We start from the raw sequence: 22,285 nt of genomic DNA on the forward strand, positions 1-22,285 counted from the left end.
ATTTAGCGGATGCCGTCCGGGCGCTCTGGAACCGCCGTTACAGGCGCGAGAGCGGAACCGGAAGGCGGATGCGGGCTAGGGATGCACTGGATGGGCTGTTACAATGTCGCGTCTTCGTAGAGAGCGTCTGTCATGCCAACATCCTTCCTTGAAATCGTAGAAATGCCCGACGGGCGCATCGTGCTGCGTCGCGCCGATGACGAGGAGGCGTTGGTGACCCTGGAGTTCTCCGGGGACGCGAAGAATTTCCTGCAAGGCCAGCATGTCGAAGTGGCCAAGGCCATGTTCAATGTCGGCGTGCAAATGGCCGGTCGTCTTGCCGAGGGCGAGATGGAACACGACGAAGGCCCCCGCGTCCTGCACTGAACGCTGTCCCCCGCCGTTTTTTCAACCCAGACGAATATTCAGGCTCTGTGCTTGGCCCAGTTGGGCGGCGCGGGACAGTTGCTTGCGCGCCGCCCGGCTCAGCGGTTCCAGCCAACTGACCACGGTGTGGCTGCGGCCCAGGCGCAAGGCCTCGCAACTGAGCGCCAGGGCAGCGGCGTTGTCCTTTGCCTGCAGTAGCAGGATGCGCTCGCGGTTCAGGCCGGCGCGGCGCAGCCATTCATGGGTCAGGCTCGCCGGCGGAGCGATCAGGGTCAGCCAGCGGGCATCCTGTTCCTCGCTGAGCTCGCGGAGAATCGGTGCGAGCAGGGTCAGGCAGTGCCCCGGCAGGCCGCTGAGCGAAAGTTCGCTAAAGGCAGCGGGTTCCTCGATGGAGGCGCTGGAAGGGCTGTCGATGACATCGTCGAGCAAGGGAGCGCCGTTGCTGGCCCAGAACGCTTCCTGGAACAGTGGCAACTGGGCGCTGGGCAGCGAGTGGGAGGTCTGCATGGTATCTCCTGTCAGCGTCGGATCACGCCGACGCTCAAGCCTTCGATGATCAGTTCCTGCTCCTTCAGATCGACTTCGATCGGAGCGAACTCAGGGTTTTCCGCCAGCAGCCAGACCTTGCTGCCTTCGCGCTTGAAGCGTTTCACCGTGACCTCCTCGCCGATCCGCGCGACCACCACCTGGCCGTTGCGCGCTTCGCGGGTGACGTGGACGGCCAGCAGGTCGCCGTCGAGGATGCCGATGTCCTTCATGCTCATGCCGCGCACGCGCAACAGGTAGTCGGCGCGAGGATTGAAGAAGGCGGGATTGATCCGGCAGGATTCCTCGATGTTCTGTTCGGCGAGGATCGGTGCGCCGGCGGCGACCCGTCCGATCACCGGCAGGCCCTCATCGTCGTTGGCGGCATGCGGTTCGAAGCCGGGAATGCGGATGCCGCGAGAGGCGCCCGGAGTCATTTCGATGGCGCCCTTGCGTGCCAGCGCCTTGAGGTGCTCCTCGGCGGCGTTCGGCGACTTGAAGCCGAGTTCCTGGGCGATTTCCGCCCGGGTCGGCGGAAAGCCGTGGTCTTCCAGGCAGCGCTTGATGAAGGAGAGGATCTCGGCTTGGCGGGGCGTCAGCTTCTGCATGTCGTCGCTCTGTGTTTTTATCCAGTGACTGGGATTATATACAGTGAGTGAGGCGTGGCAATGATTTTCCGCATGACATTTCGTCCTGCGTCACGATGAAGTTGGCCAGTGTCTTGCTTCCGTTTTTCGGGACTTCTCTGTAATTTTCCTGACTGGTGCGTCATCTGCCGCTTGACAAGGGATGTGGCTGAAACGTATGTTTCAAACAAGTGTTTGTCAGGCGGAGAAACCATGGCCCAGTCGGAAACCGTCGAACGCATTCTCGATGCGGCGGAACAGTTGTTCGCGGAAAAAGGCTTCGCCGAAACCTCGTTGCGTCTGATCACCAGCAAGGCCGGGGTCAACCTGGCGGCGGTGAATTATCACTTCGGTTCGAAGAAGGCGCTGATCCAGGCGGTGTTCTCGCGCTTCCTCGGGCCATTCTGCGCCAGCCTGGAAAAGGAGCTGGATCGTCGCCAGGCCAAGCCCGAGGCCCAGCACGCCACCCTGGAGGACCTCCTGCACCTGCTGGTGTCCCAGGCGATGGCGGTGAAGCCGCGCAGCGGCAACGACCTGTCGATCTTCATGCGCTTGCTCGGCCTGGCCTTCAGCCAGAGCCAGGGGCACCTGCGCAAGTACCTGGAAGAGGTCTACGGCAAGGTCTTCCGGCGCTACATGCTGCTGGTCAACGAGGCGGCGCCGAAGCTGCCGCCCATCGAGCTGTTCTGGCGCGTGCACTTCATGCTCGGCGCGGCCGCCTTCAGCATGTCGGGGATCAAGGCCCTGCGGGCGATGGCGGAAACCGATTTCGGCGTGAACACTTCCACCGAGCAGGTGATGCACCTGATGGTGCCGTTCTTCGCCGCCGGCATGCGCGCCGAGAGCGGCATCGACGATCCGCTGCTGGCCGGGGCGCAACTGCGCCCGCGGAACAAGACGCCCGCCAAGGCCTGATCGCAGACGGCGCCCGAGGGCGCCGTTTTCCTTTCTCCTTTCTCTGTGCTCCGGGCGGAACTCCATGCGCCGGGCCGGCTCCATTGGCAGGCGCGCGGTACTGCCTCGGGGCTTAAGTCTTTCTGCCGGGTGCAGTACAGTGTGCGCTGTCTGAGGCCCGTGACGGCGGGCTTCGCTGATTTCCAGGCCATAGGACTCTTCATGCAAGGCTCTCTGATGCTCGACATCGGCGGCACCTGGCTGACCGCCGAGGACCGCCAAATCCTGCGCCACCCCGAGGTGGGCGGGCTGATCATCTTCGCTCGCAACATCGAGCATCCTGCCCAGGTTCGCGAACTGTGTGCGGCCATTCGCGCCATCCGTCCCGACCTGTTGCTGGCCGTCGACCAGGAAGGAGGGCGCGTGCAGCGCCTGCGCCAGGGATTCGTGCGCCTGCCGGCGATGCGCGCGATCGCCGACAACCCCAATGCCGAAGAGCTGGCCGAGCACTGTGGCTGGTTGATGGCGACCGAGGTGCAGGCGGTCGGCCTCGACCTGAGTTTCGCGCCGGTGCTGGATCTCGACCATCAGCGCAGCGCCGTGGTCGGTAGCCGCGCCTTCGAGGGCGACCCGGAGCGTGCCGTGCTGCTCGCCGGCGCCTTCATTCGCGGCATGCATGCCGCCGGGATGGCCGCCACCGGCAAGCATTTTCCCGGTCACGGCTGGGCCGAGGCCGATTCCCATGTGGCGATTCCCGAAGACGCGCGCAGTCTCGAGGAAATCCGGCGCAGCGACCTGGTTCCGTTCGCCCGCCTGGCCGGACAGCTCGACGCGCTGATGCCGGCCCATGTCATCTATCCGCAGGTCGACCCGCAGCCCGCCGGCTTTTCCCGGCGCTGGTTGCAGGAGATCCTGCGCGGCGAGCTGAAGTTCGACGGGGTGATCTTCAGCGACGACCTGTCGATGGCCGGCGCCCATGTGGTCGGCGACGCCGCCAGCCGCATCGAGGCCGCCCTGGCCGCGGGCTGCGACATGGGCCTGGTGTGCAACGACCGGGCTTCCGCCGAGCTGGCCCTGGCTGCCCTGCAACGCCTGAAGGTGACCCCGCCGTCGCGCCTGCAACGCATGCGCGGCAAGGGCTACGCGAATACCGACTATCGCCAGCAGCCGCGCTGGCTGGAAGCACTGTCCGCGTTGCGCGCCGCGCAACTGATTGATTGAGGGAGCTGTCGATGAGTGTCTACGCGATTATCGGAGGAACCGGCCTGACCCAGCTGGAAGGGCTGACGCTGAGCGAGTCCCTGCCGATCGAAACGCCGTATGGCGCGCCGTCCGCGCCGCTCCAGCGTGGCCGCTACGCCGGGCGCGAGGTGCTGTTCCTGGCGCGTCACGGTCATCCGCACCGCTTCCCGCCGCACCAGGTGAACTACCGCGCCAATCTCTGGGCGCTGAAGCAGGCGGGTGCCGAGGCGGTGATCGCGGTGAACGCGGTGGGTGGCATCCATGCGGCGATGGGAACGGGGCACCTGTGCGTGCCGCACCAGTTGATCGACTACACCTCGGGACGCGAGCACACCTATTTTGCCGGCGATATCGAGCATGTCACCCATATCGACTTCAGCCACCCCTATGACGAGCCGTTGCGCCAGCGCCTGATCGAGGCGTTGCGTGCGTTGGGGCTGGCGCACAGCAGCCATGGGGTCTACGCCTGCACCCAAGGGCCGCGCCTGGAAACGGTGGCGGAAATCGCCCGGTTGGAGCGGGACGGCAACGATATCGTCGGCATGACCGGCATGCCCGAGGCGGCACTGGCCCGCGAGCTGGACCTGCCCTACGCCTGCCTGGCGCTGGTGGTCAATCCCGCGGCGGGGAAGTCGGCGGGGATCATCACCATGGCCGAAATCGAACAGGCGTTGCACGATGGCATCGGCAAGGTGCGCGAGGTGTTGGCGTGGGTCCTGGCCGGCTAGGCGGCCATCGCAACGAAAAAAAGGCCGCTATTGCGGCCTTTTTCGCTATTGCGCAGGAGGTGCGGCGTCGAAACCGCCTTCGACGGGAGGCGCGTCCGCCGGTGCCTGCTGTTCTTCCATTTCCATGGGATTGGGGGCGGCGGGACGGGCGCCGACCGGCACCACCTTGATCAGGATGCCCAGGCTCGGATGATCGAGATAGGTCAGTTCGCCATTCTTCAGCCGCGTGCCCTGCCTGATGTGCTGGCTGCCGGCGAGGAAACCGTCGTCGCCGAAGCGATTGACCCAGAAATCGGCCTCCATGTCGACGAAGCGCACCTGGCTGAGGGTCAGCGTACCTTCCACCGGGAAATGATGATCCTGTTCCTGGCCTTCGCTGAGGGCGATCTTCACCGGGGTCTCGCCGATGTCCTGGCGCCAGGCCTTGTGCAGCAGCACGGTGTAGCCGTTGTCCTGGCTGAGCTTGGCGAGCTGGTTGTCGAGCGCGGTGGCGCGCAGGGCGTCGCTGGCCAGCGGCTGTGCGCCGGTGGCCCAGTCGTCCGGCGCCGGCTGGCTGGACGGCACGGCATCGCCGGCCTGGCGGAACACCACCAGTTCCACCTGGTAGGGACCGCCGGCGAATGCCGCGGGGGCGGCCAGTGAGAGCAGCAGGGCAAGGCAACGGAACAAGCGCATAGGCTAATCCTTAGGTGGTTTGCGGTGTCAGGCGCTCGAACAGCGCCTCCAGGGTATTGAAGCGTTCTTCCGGTCGTTCCATGGGCACCTGGAAGCGGAACAGGGTTGCGCCTTCGAACTTGTAGCGGTTCGGCTGGCCCTGGATCAGCTTGATCAGTACCAGCGGGTCGACCTGGGTATCGGCGGCGAATTCTATACGACCGCCCTGCGGTCCGGCATCGACCTTGAGGATTCCAAGTTTTTCCGCCTGCAGCTTCAGTAGGGTCAGGCGCATCAGGTTCTTCGCCGGATCGGGCAGGAGCCCGAAGCGGTCGATCATCTCCACCTGCAACTCGCGCAAACCTTCCTCGTCAGGGGCGTTGGCGATGCGCTTGTAGAGGATCAGCCGGGCATGCACGTCGGGCAGGTAATCCTCGGGGATCAGCGCAGGCACCCGCAGGTTGACCTCCGACCCACCGCCCAGCGGCTGCTCGAGGTTCGGCTGCTCGCCCTTGCGGATGGCCTTCACCGCCCGTTCGAGCATTTCCATGTAGAGGGTGAAGCCGACCGCCTGGATCTGCCCGCTCTGGCCGTCGCCGAGCAACTCGCCGGCGCCGCGGATCTCCAGGTCGTGGGTGGCGAGGACGAAGCCGGCGCCCAGGTCCTGGGCGTTGGCGATGGCTTCCAGGCGTTTCTCGGCGTCCGGGGTCATCTGTCGGCGCGGCGGTGTCAGCAGGTAGGCGTAGGCCTGGTGGTGGCTGCGACCGACGCGGCCGCGCAACTGGTGCAACTGGGCCAGGCCGAACTTGTCGGCGCGCTCGATGAGGATGGTGTTGGCGCTGGGCACGTCGATGCCGGTCTCGATGATGGTCGAGGCCACCAGCACGTTGAAGCGCTTGTGGTAGAAGTCGCTCATCACCTGTTCCAGCTCGCGCTCGTGCATCTGTCCGTGGCCGATGCCGATGCGCGCCTCCGGGACCAGTTCGGCGAGGTCGCGGGCGCACTTCTCGATGGTCTTCACTTCGTTGTGCAGGTAGTACACCTGGCCGCCGCGCAGCAGTTCGCGGAGCAGCGCTTCCTTGATCACCGCGTTCTGCTGCTCCATGACGAAGGTGCGCACCGACAGGCGGCGCGCCGGCGGCGTGGCGATGATGGACAGGTCGCGCATGCCGGAGACGGCCATGTTCAGGGTCCGCGGGATCGGCGTGGCGGTGAGGGTGAGGATATCCACTTCGCTGCGCAGGGCCTTGAGCTGCTCCTTCTGGCGCACCCCGAAGCGGTGTTCCTCGTCGATCACGACCAACCCCAGGTTGGCGAACTTCACGTCTTCCTGGAGCAGCTTATGGGTCCCGATGAGGATGTCGATCTTGCCTTCGGCCAGTAGCCGCGCGGCGTTCTCGACTTCCTTGGCGCTCTTGAAGCGGCTCATCACCTCGACGCTCACCGGCCAGTCGGCGAAGCGGTCGCGGAAGCTGTTGTAGTGCTGCTGGGCGAGCAGGGTGGTGGGCACCAGCACCGCCACCTGCTTGCCGCTATGCACGGCGACGAACGCCGCGCGCATCGCCACTTCGGTCTTGCCGAAGCCGACGTCGCCGCAGACCAGGCGGTCCATGGGCCTGGGCGCGAGCATGTCGGCGACCACCGCCTCGATGGCGCTTTGCTGGTCCGGCGTCTCCTCGAACGGGAAGCCGGCCGAGAAGGTCGCGTAGTCGGCCTGCGGATCCTTGAACGCGAAGCCTTCGCGGGCGGCGCGGCGGGCGTAGATGTCGAGCAGTTCGGCGGCGACGTCGCGAACCTGTTCGGCGGCCTTGCGCTTGGCCTTCTGCCAGGTTTCCGAGCCGAGCCGGTGCAGCGGCGCCAGGGCGTCGTCGGCGCCGGTGTAGCGGGCGATCAGGTGCAGGTTGGCGACCGGCACGTAGAGCTTGGCGTCCTCGGCGTATTGCAGCATGAGGAATTCCGCCTGCTGGTTGTCCACCTCGAGGGTGATCAGGCCCAGGTAGCGGCCGACGCCATGGTCGATGTGCACCACCGGCGCGCCTTCGCGCAGCTCGGTGAGGTTCTTGATCACCGCGTCGCCGCCGTCGCGGGTCTTTTCCCGGCGCCGGCGCTGCATGACGCGCTGGCCGAACAGCGGGCTTTCGGCGACCAGGGCGAGTGCCGGATGGTCCAGCAGCAGGCCCTCGTCCAGCGGCGCGATGCTGATCGCCAGGCGTGCCTGGCTGGCGAGGAAGGCCGGCCAGCCGTCGACTTCCTCGGGGCGCAGCTTCAGTCGGGCCAGCAGCTCCAGCAGGACTTCCCGGCGTCCGGGCGATTCGGCGCAGAACAGTACGCGGCCGGGGAACTCCTCGATGAACCGGCGCAGCGCGGCCAGCGGCTCGGCGGCCTTGGCTTCGATCGCCAGGTTCGGCAGCGGCAGGGCCGGGAAGCGCTCGCGCCCGACGCCCGGCTCGACGTCCTCCTGGCTGGCGACCACCCGTGGCCAGTTCTTCAGCCGGGCGAAGCAGTCTTCCACCGGAAGGAACACTTCCGCCGGCGGCAGCAATGGCCGTTCCGGATCGACCCGGCGGTCCTCGTAGCGGCTGCGTACGTCATTCCAGAACTGCTCGGCGGCCTGTTCGATGCCGGGCAGGGAGAACACCTGGGTGTCTTGCGGCAGGTAGTCGAAGAGGGTCGCGGTTTCCTCGAAGAACAGCGGCAGGTAGTACTCGATTCCCGAGGGTGTCAAACCGCTGGCGAGGTCCTGGTAGATCGGGCAGCGCCGGTAGTCGACGTCGAAGCGCTCGCGGAAGCGGCCGCGGAAGCCGGTGACTGCTTCCTTGTTCAGGGGGAATTCGCGTGCCGGCAGCAGGCGGATCGACTCGACCTTGTCGATGGAGCGCTGGGTCTCCGGGTCGAAGGTGCGCAGGGTCTCGATCTCGTCGTCGAACAGGTCGATACGGAAGGGCAACTCGCTGCCCATCGGGAACAGGTCGATCAGCGCGCCGCGGACGGCGAACTCGCCGTGCTCGTAGACCGTGTCGACGCAGCGGTAGCCGGCGCCTTCCAGGCGCAGGCGCATCCGCTCGACATCGAGTTTCTGGCCGACGTCGAGGACCAGGCTGCTGCCGAGCAGGAAGCGGGTCGGCGCCAGGCGGTGCAGGGCGGTGGAGATCGGCACCACCAGCACGCCGTGCTTGAGCTGCGGCAACTGGTAGAGGGCGGCGATGCGCTGGGAAATGATGTCCTGGTGCGGCGAAAAGACGTCGTAGGGCAGGGTTTCCCAATCGGGGAAATGCAGTACCGGCAGGTCGGGGGCGAAGAACCGCAGTTCCTGTTCCAGGCGTTCGGCATTCTGGCTGTCGGCGGTCAGCAGCAGGGTGAAGCGCTTGGCGGAACTGGCGGCCTCGGCGACAGCCAGGCTCAGCGCGGCACCGGGGAGGTTGCCCCAGTGTTGCTTGCCGGCGCTGGCCGGCAGGCTGGGAAGACGCAGTACGGACACGGGCAAGCTGGGCTCCGGTCGGGAATTTGACCCGCCGGATTGTAACTTTCCCGACTGCTGGATGTCAGTCTTCCGACTGCTGCAGATTGCCGAGCCTGGCCGGCGCGGTCATAATGTAGCCCCTTTTTTCATCCCCTACATGTGGAAGGTATTGCCCGTGACTCAGAAGCCCGACCAGTGTCTCGGTGAATGGATCGATCGTGAAGCCATCGCGGAAGCCATGATCCCGCTGATTGGCCAGCTCTACCGCAATAACAATGTGGTGACCTCGATCCATGGCCGTGGTCTGATCAACCGCTCGGTGATCGCGATCATGAAGGCGCATCGTTTCGCCCGTCATCGCATGGCTGATGACGCCGAGCTGTCGGTTCACGAGACGTTCCCGATCCTCAAGGCGATGAGCGAGCTCAAGCTGGGCGCCGCTTCCGTCGATCTGGGCAAGATGGTCGCCAAGTTCAAGGCAGAAGGTAACGGCCGCAGCATCGAGGACTTCGTCAAGGCCGAGCTGGCCGAAGTGGCCGGCAAGCAGAACGGCGATGCCCGCGAAGGCACCGACGTCGTGCTCTACGGCTTCGGCCGCATCGGTCGCCTGCTGGCGCGTATCCTGATCGAGAAGACCGGCGGCGGCGACGGCCTGCGCCTGCGCGCGATCGTCGTGCGCAAGGGCGCCGAGAACGACCTGGTCAAGCGGGCCAGCCTGCTGCGTCGGGACTCGGTGCATGGTCCGTTCGACGGCACCATCACCATCGACGAAGAAAACAACACGCTGACCGCCAACGGCAACCTGATCCAGGTGATCTACTCCAACGACCCGGCGTCGATCGACTACACCCAGTACGGCATCAAGAACGCCCTGCTGGTCGACAACACCGGCAAGTGGCGCGACGCCGAAGGCCTCGGCCAGCACCTGAAGTGCCCGGGCATCGATCGCGTGGTCCTTACCGCTCCGGGCAAGGGTGCGCTGAAGAACATCGTGCACGGTATCAACCACACCGACATCGGCGCCGACGACAAGATCATCTCGGCCGCCTCCTGCACCACCAACGCCATCGTGCCGGTGCTGAAGGCCGTCAACGACCAGTACGGCATCGTCAACGGTCACGTCGAGACCGTTCACTCGTACACCAACGACCAGAACCTGATCGACAACTTCCACAAGGGCAGTCGTCGTGGCCGCAGCGCGCCGCTGAACATGGTGATCACCGAGACTGGTGCCGCCACCGCCGCGGCCAAGGCCCTGCCGGTGCTGAAAGGCAAGCTGACCGGCAATGCGATCCGCGTGCCGACGCCGAACGTGTCCATGGCGATCCTCAACCTGAACCTGGAAAAGGCCACCACCCGCGAAGAGATCAACGAGTACCTGCGCCAGATGGCCATGCACTCGGACCTGCAGAAGCAGATCGACTTCGTCAGCTCCCAGGAAGTGGTTTCCACCGACTTCGTCGGTTCGCGCCATGCCGGCGTGGTGGACGCCGAGGCGACCATCTGCAACGACAACCGTGTCGTCCTGTACGTGTGGTACGACAACGAGTTCGGCTACAGCTGCCAGGTAGTGCGCGTGATGGAAGATATGGCTGGGGTCAACCCGCCGGCCTTCCCGCGTTGATGCGCGAGGCGTAGAGGAAAACGGGAGCTCTCGGGCTCCCGTTTTTCATTTCTGTGGATAACCAGAACAAGAAACTACTCACTTCGATTTAGGGTTTTTCAATGGATGGTCAACATCTGCACCAGGGCGAGCTGAAGCGTGGCCTGAAGAATCGCCACATCCAGTTGATCGCGCTGGGCGGGGCGATCGGCACCGGGCTGTTCCTCGGCTCGGCGGGCGTCATCAAGACGGCCGGCCCGTCGATGATCCTCGGTTACGCCATTGGCGGCTTCATCGCCTTCCTGATCATGCGCCAGCTCGGCGAGATGATCGTCGAGGAGCCGGTGGCCGGCTCCTTCAGCCACTTCGCACACAAGTACTGGGGCGGCTTCGCCGGTTTCCTCTCCGGCTGGAACTACTGGGTGCTGTACATCCTGGTGGGCATGTCGGAGCTGACCGCGGTGGGCAAGTACATCCAGTACTGGTGGCCTGACGTGCCGACCTGGGCCACGGCGGCGGCGTTCTTCGTGCTGATCAACGCGATCAACCTGGCCAACGTGAAAGCCTTCGGCGAGACCGAGTTCTGGTTCGCGATCATCAAGGTAGCGGCGATCATCGGCATGATCCTGCTCGGTATCTACCTGCTGGTCGGCGGCGGTGGCGGGCCGCAAGCCTCGGTGAGCAACCTGTGGGACCGCGGCGGCTTCTTCCCCAACGGCCTCAGCGGCCTGGTGATGACCCTGGCGATCATCATGTTCTCCTTCGGTGGCCTGGAGCTGGTGGGCATCACCGCCGCCGAGGCGTCCGAGCCGAGGAAGGTGATTCCCAAGGCGATCAACCAGGTGATCTACCGGATCCTCATCTTCTATATCGGCGCCCTGGCGGTGCTGCTCTCGCTGTATCCATGGGACCAGTTGGTGGAGACCATCAACGCTTCCGGCGACGACTACAGTGGCAGCCCGTTCGTGCAGATCTTCTCGTTGATCGGCAGCGGCACCGCGGCCAACATCCTCAACTTCGTAGTCCTCACCGCGGCATTGTCGGTCTACAACAGCGGCGTCTACTGCAACAGCCGGATGCTCTACGGCCTGGCCGCCCAGGGCGACGCGCCGAAGGTGCTGATGTCGGTGGACCGCCGGGGCGTGCCGGTGCTGTCGATCCTGGTCTCGGCGCTGATCACCTTCCTCTGCGTGATCGTCAACTACGTATTGCCGCACAAGGCGCTGGAACTGCTGATGTCGCTGGTGGTGGCGGCGCTGGTGATCAACTGGGCGATGATCAGCCTGTCGCACCTGAAGTTCCGCGCGGCGATGAAGCGGCAGGGCGTGGACACCTTCTTCAAGGCACTCTGGTCGCCGTTCAGCAACTACCTGTGCCTGGCCTTCGTGGTGTTCATCCTTGGCATCATGCTGATGATCCCCGGGATCAACATCTCGGTGTACGCCATCCCATTCTGGCTGCTGCTGATGTGGTTGTGCTACCGGGTCAAGCTGTCGCTGGCGGAAAGGCGCGGGCTCGGCCAGCAGGCCTGAGCCTGCGGGTGGCGCGGGACGGGAGCTTCGGCTCCCGTTTTTCATTTCGCACGGGCAAGTTTTTCTGTCGTTTTCTGTTACGCGTTTCAAGGCCCGGTGTGCGGCTTGGGTGGCTCCCGGGGAGGTGGCTCTTTATAATCCCGGAGTTACCTTGCGGGGCCATTCATCAATCGTGCCAATTCAGTACGTTGTGCGCGATGATGGTCATTTTCTGACTTGGGCCTCGTCTTTTCTGTCCACGACCACTAGGCACTAGACATGATCAAGATAAAACGTGGCCTGGACCTGCCCATCAGCGGCGCCCCCGAACAGCGCATCGAGGCAGCACGCCCGGTACGCAGCGTGGCGTTGATCGGTTTCGACTACCACGGCATGAAGCCGACCATGGCGGTGCAGGTAGGCGACCGGGTGAAGCTGGGGCAGGCGCTGTTCACCGACAAGAAGAATCCCTCCGTCAGCTATACCGCACCCGGCGCCGGTGTGGTCAGTGCCATCCATCGTGGCGAGAAGCGCGTCCTGCAATCGGTGGTCATCGATCTCGACGGCGACGAGCAACTGGAGTTCGCCCGTTATCCCGCGGACCAACTCGCCACGCTGAGCGCCGAGCAGGTCCGCGACAACCTGTTGCAGTCGGGCCTGTGGACCGCGCTGCGGACCCGGCCGTTCAGCAAGGTGCCCGATCCCGAGTCCAGCCCCAGTTCGATTTTCGTCACTGCCATCGATACCCAGCCGCTGGCCGCCGATCCGCAGGTGGTTATCGCGGAGCAGGGCGAGGCCTTCCAGGCCGGGCTGACGGTGCTCGGGCGCCTGGCCCGGGTGTTCCTGTGCAAGGCGGAAGGCGTTTCGCTACCCGGCGAGGCGCTCTCCGGCGTGACCGCGCAAGCCTTCGCCGGTCCGCATCCGGCGGGCCTGCCCGGCACCCATATCCACTTCCTCGACCCGGTAGGTGCCGGCAAGAGCGTGTGGAACCTGAACTACCAGGACGTGATCGCCATCGGCAAGCTGTTCACGACCGGGCAATTGTGGACCGAGCGGGTGATCGCCCTGGCCGGTCCGGTGGTGGAAAAGCCGCGTCTGGTGCGCACCCGGTTGGGCGCCAACCTCGACGAACTGGCCGCCGGCCAGCTGCAGCCGGGCAACAACCGGCTGATCTCCGGCTCCGTGCTGGGCGGTCGTACCGCCCATGGCGCCTACGCCTACCTGGGGCGCTACCACCTGCAGTTGTCCTGTCTCAAGGAGGGCGACCAGCGTGAGTTCCTCCACTACCTGCGCGCCGGGGTGGAAAAGCATTCGCTGCTCAACGTGTTCGTCTCCAGGCTGCTCGGCGGCAAGCGTTTCGCCTTCACCACCAGCACCAACGGCAGCCCGCGGGCGATGGTGCCGGTAGGCAATTACGAGGCGGTGATGCCGCTGGATATCCTGCCGACCCAACTGCTGCGCTACCTGATCGTCGGCGACACGGAAATGGCCCAGAAGCTCGGCGCCCTGGAACTCGACGAAGAGGACCTGGCGCTGTGCAGCTACGTCTGCGCCGGCAAGTACGAATACGGCCCGATTCTGCGGGACAACCTGGCACGCATCGAGCAGGAGGGCTGAGCCATGGGTTTGCGTAACCTGCTCGACAAGGTCGAGCATCATTTCGAGAAGGGCGGGCGCTACGAGAAGTGGTACCCGCTGTACGAGGCCGTGGACACCTTCCTCTATCGTCCCGGCAGCGTCACCCGCACCACTGCACACGTGCGCGACGGCATCGACCTGAAGCGCATGATGATCATCGTCTGGCTGTGCACCTTCCCGGCGATGTTCTTCGGCATGTACAACGTCGGCCACCAGGCCAACCTGATCTTCGCCCAGAGCCCCGACCTGTTGAGCGCCCAGGATGGCTGGCGCTTCGCCCTGATCGGCGCGCTGGCCGGGTTCGACCCGAACAGCCTGTGGGATTGCCTGGTCCAGGGCGCCGCGTACTTCCTGCCGGTGTACCTGACCACCTTCATCGTCGGCGGTTTCTGGGAGGTGCTGTTCGCCAGCATCCGCCGCCACGAGGTCAACGAAGGCTTCTTCGTCACCTCGGTGCTGTTCGCCCTGACCCTGCCGCCGTCCGTCCCGCTGTGGCAGGTAGCCCTGGGGATCAGCTTCGGCGTGGTGCTGGGCAAGGAAGTGTTCGGCGGCACCGGGAAGAACTTCCTCAATCCGGCACTGGTCGGCCGGGCCTTCCTGTTCTTCGCCTACCCGGCGCAGATGTCCGGCGACGCGGTATGGACCTCGGTGGACGGCTTCGCCGGCGCCACCTCGCTGAGCCTGGCCGCCGCCGGCGGGGTGGACAACATCCTCGGCCACGGCCTGACCTGGATGGATGCCTTCCTCGGCCACATGCAGGGTTCGATGGGCGAGACCAGCACCCTGGCGATCTTCATCGGCGGCGCCGTGCTGCTGCTGACCCGCATCGCCTCCTGGCGCATCGTCGCCGGGGTGATGCTGGGGATGGTCGCCATGAGCTACCTGTTCAACGCCATCGGCTCGGCCAGCAACCCGATGTTCGCCATGCCCTGGTATTGGCACCTGGTCACCGGCGGCTTCGCCTTCGGCATGATCTTCATGGCCACCGACCCGGTCTCGGCGTCCATGACCGATACCGGCAAGTGGCTGTTCGGCGCCCTGATCGGAGTGATGGTCATGCTGATCCGGGTGGTCAACCCGGCGTTCCCGGAAGGCATGATGCTGGCGATCCTGTTCGCCAACCTGTTCGCACCGCTGATCGACCATTTCGTCGTTCAGGCCAACATCAAGCGGAGGCTGGCGCGCAATGGCTAATCAAGAATCCACCACCCGCACACTGCTGGTAGCCCTGGTGGTGTGCCTGGTCAGCTCGGTGTTCGTCGCCGGCGCGGCGGTGGCGCTGAAGCCGACCCAGGCGGAAAACCGCCTGCTCGACAAGCAGCGCAGCATCCTCGCCATCGCCGGTCTCGGCGAGCCGGGCATGTCCGGCAAAGAGGTCAAGGCGCTGTTCGACAGTCGCATCACCGCCAAGGTGGTCGACCTGCAGAGCGGCACCTTCAGCGATGCCCAGGACCCGCTCGGCTACGACCCGCTGAAAGCGGCCAAGGACCCGGCGCTGTCGGATGCGCTGCCCGCCGCCGAGGACATCGCCTCGATCAAGCGCCGCGAGCGCTACACCACGGTCTACCTGGTGGAGACCGACGGCAAGCTCGACACCCTGATCCTGCCGGTGCGCGGCTACGGTCTGTGGTCGACCCTGTACGGCTTCCTGGCGCTCAAGGGCGACCTCAATACGGTCGCCGGCTTCGGCTTCTACCAGCATGGCGAGACCCCTGGTCTCGGCGGTGAGGTCGACAATCCGAAATGGAAGGCGCTGTGGGTCGGCAAGACCCTCTACGACGCCCAGGGCGATCTTGCCGTACAGATCATCAAGGGCTCGGTGGACCCGCAGTCGGCGAAGGCGACCCACCAGGTCGACGGCCTGGCCGGCGCCACCCTGACCAGCAAGGGTGTCGACAACCTGCTGCATTTCTGGCTCGGCAAGGACGGTTTCGACGCCTTCCTCGCCAATCTGCGCAAAGGGGAGGCGTGATGGCTGCTCAACCCACGATCCGCGAAGTCCTGTTCAACCCGGTCTTCCAGAACAATCCGATCGGCCTGCAGATCCTCGGGATCTGCTCGGCGCTGGCGGTAACCTCGAACCTGAAGACCGCCACCGTCATGGCCATTGCCCTGACCCTGGTGACCGGCTTCTCCAACCTGTTCATCTCGATGATCCGCCGGCAGATTCCCAGCTCGATCCGGATGATCGTGCAGATGGTGATCATCGCCTCGCTGGTGATCGTCGTCGACCAGGTGCTCAAGGCCTATGCCTATAGCCTGAGCAAGCAGCTCTCGGTGTTCGTCGGGCTGATCATCACCAACTGCATCGTGATGGGCCGCGCCGAAGCCTTCGCCATGGCCAACCCGCCGCTCGTGTCGTTCTTCGACGGCATCGGCAACGGTCTCGGCTACAGCGCCATGCTGCTGGTGCTGGGCTTCGTCCGCGAGCTGTTCGGCGCCGGCAAGCTCTACGGCATCAGCGTGTTGCCGACGGTCAACGATGGCGGCTGGTACCAGCCGAACGGCCTGCTCCTGCTGCCGCCTTCGGCGTTCTTCCTGATCGGCCTGATCATCTGGGCCCTGCGGACCTGGAAGAAAGACCAGGTCGAGGCCCCGACCTACAAGATGGCCCCGCAGGTATCCAGCAAGGAGGCTTACTGATGGAGCACTACATCAGCCTGTTCGTGAAGGCCGTGTTCGTCGAGAACATGGCGCTGGCGTTCTTCCTCGGCATGTGTACCTTCATCGCCATCTCGAAGAAGGTGGAGACCGCCATCGGCCTGGGTATCGCGGTGATCGTGGTGCAGACCATCACCGTGCCGGCCAACAACCTGATCTACACCTACCTGCTCAAGGACGGCGCGCTGGCCTGGGCCGGGCTGCCCGAGGTGGACCTGAGCTTCCTCGGCCTGCTCAGCTACATCGGGGTGATCGCCGCCATCGTGCAGATCCTCGAGATGCTCCTCGACAAGTACGTACCCAGTCTCTACAACGCGCTGGGCGTGTTCCTGCCCCTGATCACGGTGAACTGCGCGATCATGGCCGGCTCGCTGTTCATGGTCGAGCGCGACTACAACCTTGCCGAGAGCACGGTGTACGGCGTCGGCTCGGGCTTTTCCTGGGCGCTGGCGATCGCCGCGCTGGCGGGTATCCGCGAGAAGCTCAAGTACAGCGACGTCCCCGAGGGCCTGCAGGGCCTGGGGATCACCTTCATCACCATCGGCCTGATGTCGTTGGGCTTCATGTCGTTCTCCGGCGTGCAGTTGTAAGGAGAGGCCCGTGATCGGATTCGAGATTTTCCTGGCCATCGGCATGTTCACCGCCATCGTCCTGGGCCTGGTGGCGATCATCCTGGTCGCCCGCGCCAAGCTGGTGTCGAGTGGCGACGTGACCATCCAGATCAACGGCGAGCACAGCCTGACCGTGCCGGCCGGCGGCAAGCTGCTGCAAACCCTGGCGACGAACAACGTGTTCCTGTCTTCCGCCTGCGGCGGCGGCGGCACCTGCGCGCAGTGCAAGTGCGTGGTGGTCGAGGGCGGCGGCGAGATGCTGCCCACCGAGGAGTCGCACTTCACCCGGCGCCAGGCGAAGGAGGGCTGGCGCCTGTCGTGCCAGACCCCGGTCAAGCAGGACATGCAGATCCGCGTGCCTGAAGAGGTCTTCGGGGTGAAGAAGTGGGAATGCACGGTGGAGTCCAACCCCAACGTCGCCACCTTCATCAAGGAACTCACCCTGCGCCTGCCGGACGGCGAGAGCGTGGATTTCCGCGCCGGCGGCTACGTGCAGCTGGAATGCCCGCCGCACGTGGTCGAGTACAAGGACTTCGATATCCAGCCGGAATATCGCGGCGACTGGGACAAGTTCAACATGTGGCGCTACGTGTCGAAGGTCGACGAGACGGTGATCCGCGCCTACTCGATGGCCAACTACCCGGAAGAGCAGGGCGTGGTCAAGTTCAACATCCGCATCGCCTCGCCGCCGCCGGGCAGCGACCTGCCGCCGGGGCAGATGTCGTCCTGGGTGTTCAACCTCAAGCCGGGCGACAAGGTCACCGTGTACGGGCCGTTCGGCGAGTTCTTCGCCAAGGACACCGAGGCCGAGATGGTCTTCATCGGCGGCGGCGCCGGCATGGCGCCGATGCGTTCGCACATCTTCGACCAGTTGCGCCGGCTCAAGTCGAACCGCAAGATCAGCTTCTGGTACGGCGCGCGCTCGCTGCGCGAGGCCTTCTATACCGAGGAGTACGACCAGCTGCAGGCGGAGAACCCCAATTTCCAGTGGCACCTGGCGCTGTCCGACCCGCAGCCGGAGGACAACTGGACCGGCCTGACCGGCTTCATCCACAACGTGCTGTTCGAGAACTACCTGAAGGACCACCCGGCGCCCGAAGACTGCGAGTTCTACATGTGCGGCCCGCCGATGATGAATGCCGCGGTGATCAAGATGCTCACCGACCTGGGCGTGGAGCGCGAGAATATCCTGCTGGACGATTTCGGTGGCTGAGCGTTTCCGTCCGCTTGCCATGGCCGGACTGGCAGCGCTGGCGCTGGTCCTGGCCGGTTGCGGCGACACCCTGGAAAGCTTCGGCGGCCCGACCATGGGCAGCACCTATTCGATCAAGTACGTGCGCGGCGCCTCGGCGCCCGACGTCCAGACGGCGAAAGCCGCGGTGGAAGCGATCCTCGCCGAGGTCGACCGGCAGATGTCCACCTACCGCGACGACTCCCTGGTCTCGCGTTTCAATGCGTTGCCGGCGCAGTCCTGCATGGAGCTGCCGCCACCGATGCTGGAGTTGCTGCGCTACGGCGGCGAGTTGTCGGAACAGAGCCAGGGCGCCTTCGACATGACCGTCGAGCCGCTGATGAACCTCTGGGGCTTCGGTCCGCAGGCGCGGGTGGAGAAGGTTCCCAGCGCCGAGCAGATCGCCGCGGCGCGCCGTGACGTCGGCCATCGACACCTGCGCATCGACGGCCAGCGCCTGTGCAAGGACGCCGCCGTACAGCTGGACTTCGACAGCATCGCCGCTGGCTATACGGTGGACGCGGTAGGCGAACGCCTGAAGGAGCTTGGCGTGCGCAGCTACCTGGCGGAAATCACCGGCGAGTTGAAAGCCGAAGGGCGCAAGCCGGACGGCACGCCCTGGCGCATCGCTATCGAAGCGCCGCGCGAGGGCCAGCGGGTCGCCCAGCAGGTACTGGCGCTGGACGGCTACGGCGTCTCGACCTCGGGCGATTACCGCAACTATTTCGAAGAGAACGGCCAGCGCTATTCGCACACCTTCGACCCGCGCACCGGCGCGCCGATCGACCATCACTTGGCTTCGGTCACGGTGATCGATCCGTCGACGCGCAACGCCGACGGCCTGTCGACCCTGCTGATGGTGCTCGGTCCGGAAGAGGGCTACCGTTTCGCCGAGAAGCACCGACTGGCGGCGCTGTTCGTCAGTCGCCAGGGCAACGGTTTCGACAGCCGCACCACGCCACGCTACGAGCAACTGTTCGGCAACCAAGGAGAACGTCCATGACCTGGCTACTGGTCTTCGTCATCATGCTGCTGGTGGTCTTCGGCATGTCCATCGGGGTCATCATGGGCCGCAAGCCGATCGCCGGTTCCTGCGGCGGCATCGCCAACCTGGGGATCGAGAAGGAATGCTCGATCTGCGGCGGCGACCGGCAGAAATGCGAGGAAGCCAACCGCGACGAATCTGTAGTGCCCGGAAAACTCGCCTACGACGCGACCAAACGCTAATGTGCGACATTTCGCACGGGGCGTAACATATGCCCGCCTCGAGGTCGGACCGAGCCTTGCCCGGCGAATGCCGTCGTTCGCACCGACCCGATGATCGAATCGATCCGCCGCGCACATGTTGTGCCGCGGCTTTGCCGGAGGCGCCAGTGGGCGCCTCGGCCTGTTCTGAGGAGTACGCATGGCTGTCTACAACTACGACGTGGTGATTTTGGGCACGGGTCCGGCGGGCGAAGGGGCGGCGATGAACGCCTCCAAGTACGGACGCAAGCTGGCGGTAGTCGACAGCCGTCGCGTGGTCGGAGGCAACTGCACGCACCTCGGCACCATTCCTTCCAAGGCCCTGCGCCACTCGGTGAAGCAGATCATCGAGTTCAACACCAACCCGATGTTCCGCCAGATCGGCGAGCCGCGCTGGTTCTCCTTCCCCGACGTGCTGAAGAGCGCCGACCGGGTGATCTCCAAGCAGGTCGCCTCGCGTACCGGCTACTACGCGCGCAATCGCATCGACATGTTCACCGGCACCGCCAGCTTCGTCGACGAACGCACCGTCGAAGTGGTGACGCCGAGCGGCGCGGTGGAGCGCCTGGTCGCCGACCAGTTCGTGATCGCCACCGGCTCGCGCCCGTATCGTCCTTCGGACATCAATTTCAACCACCCGCGGGTCTACGACAGCGACACCATCCTGTCCCTGAGCCACACCCCGCGCCGGCTGATCATCTACGGAGCCGGGGTGATCGGCTGCGAATACGCGTCGATCTTCAGCGGCCTGGGCGTGCTGGTGGACCTGATCGATACGCGCGACCAGTTGCTCAGCTTCCTCGATGACGAGATTTCCGATGCGCTGAGCTACCACCTGCGCAACAACAACGTGCTGATCCGCCACAACGAGGAGTACGAGCGCGTCGAGGGGCTGGACAACGGTGTCATCCTGCACCTGAAGTCGGGCAAGAAGATCAAGGCGGACGCGCTGCTCTGGTGCAACGGCCGGACCGGCAACACCGACAAGCTCGGCCTGGAGAACATCGGCATCAAGGTCAACAGCCGTGGCCAGATCGAGGTGGACGAGAACTACCGCACTTCGGTGAGCAACATCTTCGCCGCCGGCGACGTGATCGGCTGGCCGAGCCTGGCCAGCGCTGCCTACGACCAGGGCCGCTCGGCCGCCGGCAACATCGTCGAGAGCGACAGCTGGCGCTTCGTCAACGATGTGCCGACCGGCATCTACACCATTCCGGAGATCAGCTCGATCGGCAAGAACGAAAGCGAACTGACCGCGGCGAAGATTCCCTACGAAGTGGGCAAGGCGTTCTTCAAGGGCATGGCCCGGGCGCAGATTTCCAACGAGCCGGTGGGCATGCTGAAGATCCTGTTCCATCGCGAGACCCTGGAGATCCTCGGCGTGCACTGCTTCGGCGACCAGGCTTCGGAAATCGTCCACATCGGCCAGGCGATCATGAACCAGCCGGGCGAGCTGAATACCCTGAAGTACTTCGTCAACACCACCTTCAACTACCCGACCATGGCGGAAGCCTATCGGGTAGCGGCGTTCGACGGCCTCAACCGGCTTTTTTGAAGGACTCCGGCCGGCGGCCTGAGCCGGCCGGAGGGGATGTGCTCAGCGATTCCCGAGGGTGGCGCTGGCCAAACCGGGAAAGTCTGTGATCAGGCTGTCCACGCCGAAGTCGGCGAGCCGGCGCATCAGCGCCGGTTCGTTGACCGTCCACACCGAGACGTGAAGCCCCTGGCGCTGGGCCTTGAGCAGGCGCTCCGGGGTGCATAGGGTCCAGTTCAGGGCGAGCAGGGCACAGCCATAGTGCTGGGCGACCTTCAGCGGGTCGAGCCAGGCGTATTCGGCGACCAGCCCGCGCGACAGCTCCGGGGTCAGTTCGTTGAGGGCCTTGAGCACGGTCCGCGAACCGCTGGTGACGGTGACCTTGTCGCGGTTGCCGAAGCGCTCGGTCAGCTCCCTGATCCGCGTTACCGTCCGCGCCGCGCGTTCGCGCGAGGCGCTCTTCACTTCCAGTTGCCAGTGCTCGAACGGGCACTTCTCGAACAACTCCTCCAGCCGCGGGATCGGCGTCGGCCGTACCCAGCCGGGGCCGCCTTCGCGCGCGTCGTAGGTGACCAGGGTGGCCGCGTCGTGTTCGGCGACCTTGCCGCGGCGGCCGGTGGTGCGCTTCAGGGTCGGGTCGTGGATCACCATCAGTTCGCCGTCGCGGGACAGGTGCAGGTCCAGTTCGCAACGGTTGACGCCATGCTCCAGGCAGCGCTGGAAGCTGGCCAGGGTGTTTTCCGGCGCTTCGCCCTTGGCGCCGCGATGTCCATAGATGAGAGTCACTGTGGCTCCTTGTTCGAGGGTTGCGCGGGATTCCGCGGCCGATGATGGCGAACGCTGTCGATCACCCGGCCGCTTTCGAAATATACCGAGAAGTCGCGGTAATCCCAGCGCACGATGGGCGGCTGGCCGACCGCGGGATGTTCCTCGTCGGCCAGGCCGAAGCGTTGCAGCACGGCTTCGCGGCTTTCGCCGCGCGCGGGCAGGGCGACCCGGGTATCGCCCTGGGCGCCCAGCGGAATGCTCAGGGTGTCGGCGAACAGCGGCGGGGCGAGGAGGAGGGAGCACAGCAGTAGCGAACGGAGCATCGGTACATCTCAGGTCGAAGAAGGTTGGCCTGGCTCGCCGAGCGGGCCTTGTCCGGCCCGTGCCAGGCGGCGCTGCTGGGCCTGCTTCTGGAGGATATGCCGGGCCAGCAACTGGCGCTGTGCGTCGCTCAACGCTTCGAACTCGGTGCCGATCTCGAATTCGTCGTCGTGTGGCTGGGCGTGGATTACCCGGGCCCGCAGTTCGAGGCCGAACCCCTGCGGCAACAGGACCATGCGCAGGACGAGCAATTGGCCGACCGGCAATGCGCGGTCGTGGCGGAAGCTGACGCCCCCCTCGGACAGGCTGACCTTGCGCGGTTCGCCGATCTCCTTGAGCAGGCTCTGCACCATGACCTGGCCAAGCAGGTCGATGCGCTTGTTCATCACCTTCAGGTAGTTGGCCAGCGTGCGGTCGCGTTCGCTGATGTGGCGCAGCAGGTGCTGCGACTCGTAATCCATCAGGTGGAGGTCGCTGAGCAGGCTGAACAGGGTGGCCCCCGGCTCGCTCTCCAGGCCGTCTTCGACGGCCCCGGCAGGGCGAAATTCCAGTGCGAGGGTATCTTCGATACGGTAGTATTCGCGGCGGTCATCCGCGTCACGAGTGGACATGGCGAACCCACGGCGGCAGTGATGGTCAGAGTGTAAGGCCGCCGGCGATGCCTCGC

At 65.1% G+C, this 22,285-nt stretch carries 22 protein-coding genes; 15 read left to right on the top strand and 7 right to left on the bottom strand.

The window, feature by feature from the left end; genetic code table 11:
- The first annotated feature begins 132 nt into the window (after positions 1-132).
- On the top strand, positions 133-366 hold the full coding sequence (locus AC4OR5_RS04780) for a hypothetical protein (protein ID WP_003109483.1): 234 nt from the start codon (positions 133-135) through the stop codon (positions 364-366).
- Positions 367-387: 21 nt separating this feature from the next.
- Here AC4OR5_RS04780 and sulA read toward each other — a convergent pair whose 3' ends face one another.
- Together sulA and lexA are read right to left on the bottom strand one after the other, a co-directional pair.
- Positions 388-873: an SOS-induced cell division inhibitor SulA gene (sulA, locus tag AC4OR5_RS04785; protein ID WP_003091197.1), complete on the bottom strand. Its 486-nt coding sequence runs from the start codon at positions 871-873 to the stop codon at positions 388-390.
- A gap of 11 nt (positions 874-884) precedes the next feature.
- Positions 885-1,499 (bottom strand): transcriptional repressor LexA, encoded by a 615-nt coding sequence (lexA, locus tag AC4OR5_RS04790; RefSeq protein WP_003091196.1) that lies wholly within the window; start codon positions 1,497-1,499, stop codon positions 885-887.
- A gap of 231 nt (positions 1,500-1,730) precedes the next feature.
- On the opposite strand from lexA, the gene psrA reads away from it, so the two are divergent.
- The 3 genes from psrA to AC4OR5_RS04805 all read left to right on the top strand — a co-directional run bounded on the left by psrA (position 1,731) and on the right by AC4OR5_RS04805 (position 4,381).
- Positions 1,731-2,432, top strand: a complete 702-nt coding sequence (psrA, locus tag AC4OR5_RS04795) for a transcriptional regulator PsrA (RefSeq protein ID WP_003091195.1) — start codon at positions 1,731-1,733, stop codon at positions 2,430-2,432.
- Between the two features lie 201 nt (positions 2,433-2,633).
- The gene (nagZ, locus tag AC4OR5_RS04800) at positions 2,634-3,632 is read left to right on the top strand and encodes a beta-N-acetylhexosaminidase (RefSeq protein ID WP_058133803.1); all 999 of its coding nucleotides are present in this window, start codon (positions 2,634-2,636) and stop codon (positions 3,630-3,632) included.
- 11 nt (positions 3,633-3,643) lie between these two features.
- Complete coding sequence (locus AC4OR5_RS04805; protein WP_023106217.1) at positions 3,644-4,381, top strand: S-methyl-5'-thioinosine phosphorylase; 738 nt, start codon at positions 3,644-3,646, stop codon at positions 4,379-4,381.
- A gap of 45 nt (positions 4,382-4,426) precedes the next feature.
- Here AC4OR5_RS04805 and AC4OR5_RS04810 read toward each other — a convergent pair whose 3' ends face one another.
- Positions 4,427-5,056, bottom strand: coding sequence for a CsiV family protein (locus AC4OR5_RS04810; protein WP_003091190.1), 630 nt, complete (start codon positions 5,054-5,056; stop codon positions 4,427-4,429).
- A gap of 10 nt (positions 5,057-5,066) precedes the next feature.
- Positions 5,067-8,513: a transcription-repair coupling factor gene (gene mfd, locus AC4OR5_RS04815; protein ID WP_058160229.1), complete on the bottom strand. Its 3,447-nt coding sequence runs from the start codon at positions 8,511-8,513 to the stop codon at positions 5,067-5,069.
- A 139-nt stretch (positions 8,514-8,652) separates the two neighbouring features.
- Between mfd and AC4OR5_RS04820 the strand changes: the two genes are divergently transcribed.
- From AC4OR5_RS04820 to sthA, 11 genes are all read left to right on the top strand, one after another.
- Positions 8,653-10,119, top strand: coding sequence for a glyceraldehyde-3-phosphate dehydrogenase (locus AC4OR5_RS04820; RefSeq protein WP_009313820.1), 1,467 nt, complete (start codon positions 8,653-8,655; stop codon positions 10,117-10,119).
- Positions 10,120-10,220: 101 nt separating this feature from the next.
- Positions 10,221-11,630, top strand: coding sequence for an amino acid permease (locus AC4OR5_RS04825; protein WP_003091187.1), 1,410 nt, complete (start codon positions 10,221-10,223; stop codon positions 11,628-11,630).
- A 258-nt stretch (positions 11,631-11,888) separates the two neighbouring features.
- A complete protein-coding gene (locus AC4OR5_RS04830; protein WP_003109479.1) occupies positions 11,889-13,226 on the top strand; it encodes a Na(+)-translocating NADH-quinone reductase subunit A in 1,338 nt (445 codons plus the stop codon).
- Positions 13,227-13,229: 3 nt separating this feature from the next.
- Positions 13,230-14,441, top strand: a complete 1,212-nt coding sequence (locus AC4OR5_RS04835; RefSeq protein WP_003109478.1) for an NADH:ubiquinone reductase (Na(+)-transporting) subunit B — start codon at positions 13,230-13,232, stop codon at positions 14,439-14,441.
- Positions 14,434-15,219, top strand: coding sequence for a Na(+)-translocating NADH-quinone reductase subunit C (locus tag AC4OR5_RS04840; RefSeq protein WP_003105182.1), 786 nt, complete (start codon positions 14,434-14,436; stop codon positions 15,217-15,219). Before AC4OR5_RS04835 ends, AC4OR5_RS04840 begins: the two co-directional genes overlap by 8 nt.
- Positions 15,216-15,890, top strand: a complete 675-nt coding sequence (nqrD, locus tag AC4OR5_RS04845) for an NADH:ubiquinone reductase (Na(+)-transporting) subunit D (protein ID WP_003119802.1) — start codon at positions 15,216-15,218, stop codon at positions 15,888-15,890. The genes AC4OR5_RS04840 and nqrD overlap by 4 nt, the downstream gene beginning before the upstream one ends.
- Entirely contained in the window at positions 15,890-16,498 is a 609-nt protein-coding gene (gene nqrE, locus AC4OR5_RS04850; RefSeq protein WP_003091182.1) for an NADH:ubiquinone reductase (Na(+)-transporting) subunit E, read from the top strand. The genes nqrD and nqrE overlap by 1 nt, the downstream gene beginning before the upstream one ends.
- Before the next feature lie 10 nt (positions 16,499-16,508).
- Positions 16,509-17,732, top strand: coding sequence for an NADH:ubiquinone reductase (Na(+)-transporting) subunit F (gene nqrF / locus AC4OR5_RS04855; RefSeq protein ID WP_003091181.1), 1,224 nt, complete (start codon positions 16,509-16,511; stop codon positions 17,730-17,732).
- On the top strand, positions 17,725-18,753 hold the full coding sequence (locus AC4OR5_RS04860; protein WP_003143661.1) for an FAD:protein FMN transferase: 1,029 nt from the start codon (positions 17,725-17,727) through the stop codon (positions 18,751-18,753). The genes nqrF and AC4OR5_RS04860 overlap by 8 nt, the downstream gene beginning before the upstream one ends.
- The gene (gene nqrM, locus AC4OR5_RS04865; RefSeq protein WP_003091178.1) at positions 18,750-18,977 is read left to right on the top strand and encodes a (Na+)-NQR maturation NqrM; all 228 of its coding nucleotides are present in this window, start codon (positions 18,750-18,752) and stop codon (positions 18,975-18,977) included. The genes AC4OR5_RS04860 and nqrM overlap by 4 nt, the downstream gene beginning before the upstream one ends.
- Before the next feature lie 178 nt (positions 18,978-19,155).
- A complete protein-coding gene (gene sthA, locus AC4OR5_RS04870; RefSeq protein ID WP_003130681.1) occupies positions 19,156-20,550 on the top strand; it encodes a Si-specific NAD(P)(+) transhydrogenase in 1,395 nt (464 codons plus the stop codon).
- Positions 20,551-20,592: 42 nt separating this feature from the next.
- On the opposite strand, the gene AC4OR5_RS04875 is transcribed toward sthA, so the two are convergent.
- The 3 genes from AC4OR5_RS04875 to AC4OR5_RS04885 are packed head-to-tail and all read right to left on the bottom strand — an operon-like array spanning position 20,593 to position 22,229.
- Positions 20,593-21,315 carry a glycerophosphodiester phosphodiesterase gene (locus tag AC4OR5_RS04875; RefSeq protein ID WP_003091176.1) on the bottom strand — a complete coding sequence of 241 codons (723 nt, stop codon included), beginning with the start codon at positions 21,313-21,315 and terminating at the stop codon, positions 20,593-20,595.
- A complete protein-coding gene (locus AC4OR5_RS04880) occupies positions 21,312-21,620 on the bottom strand; it encodes a hypothetical protein (RefSeq protein ID WP_003091175.1) in 309 nt (102 codons plus the stop codon). Before AC4OR5_RS04880 ends, AC4OR5_RS04875 begins: the two co-directional genes overlap by 4 nt.
- A gap of 9 nt (positions 21,621-21,629) precedes the next feature.
- Positions 21,630-22,229: a PilZ domain-containing protein gene (locus tag AC4OR5_RS04885; protein ID WP_003105196.1), complete on the bottom strand. Its 600-nt coding sequence runs from the start codon at positions 22,227-22,229 to the stop codon at positions 21,630-21,632.
- Positions 22,230-22,285 lie beyond the last annotated feature (56 nt).

The organism is Pseudomonas sp. YA1, assembly GCF_058680555.1.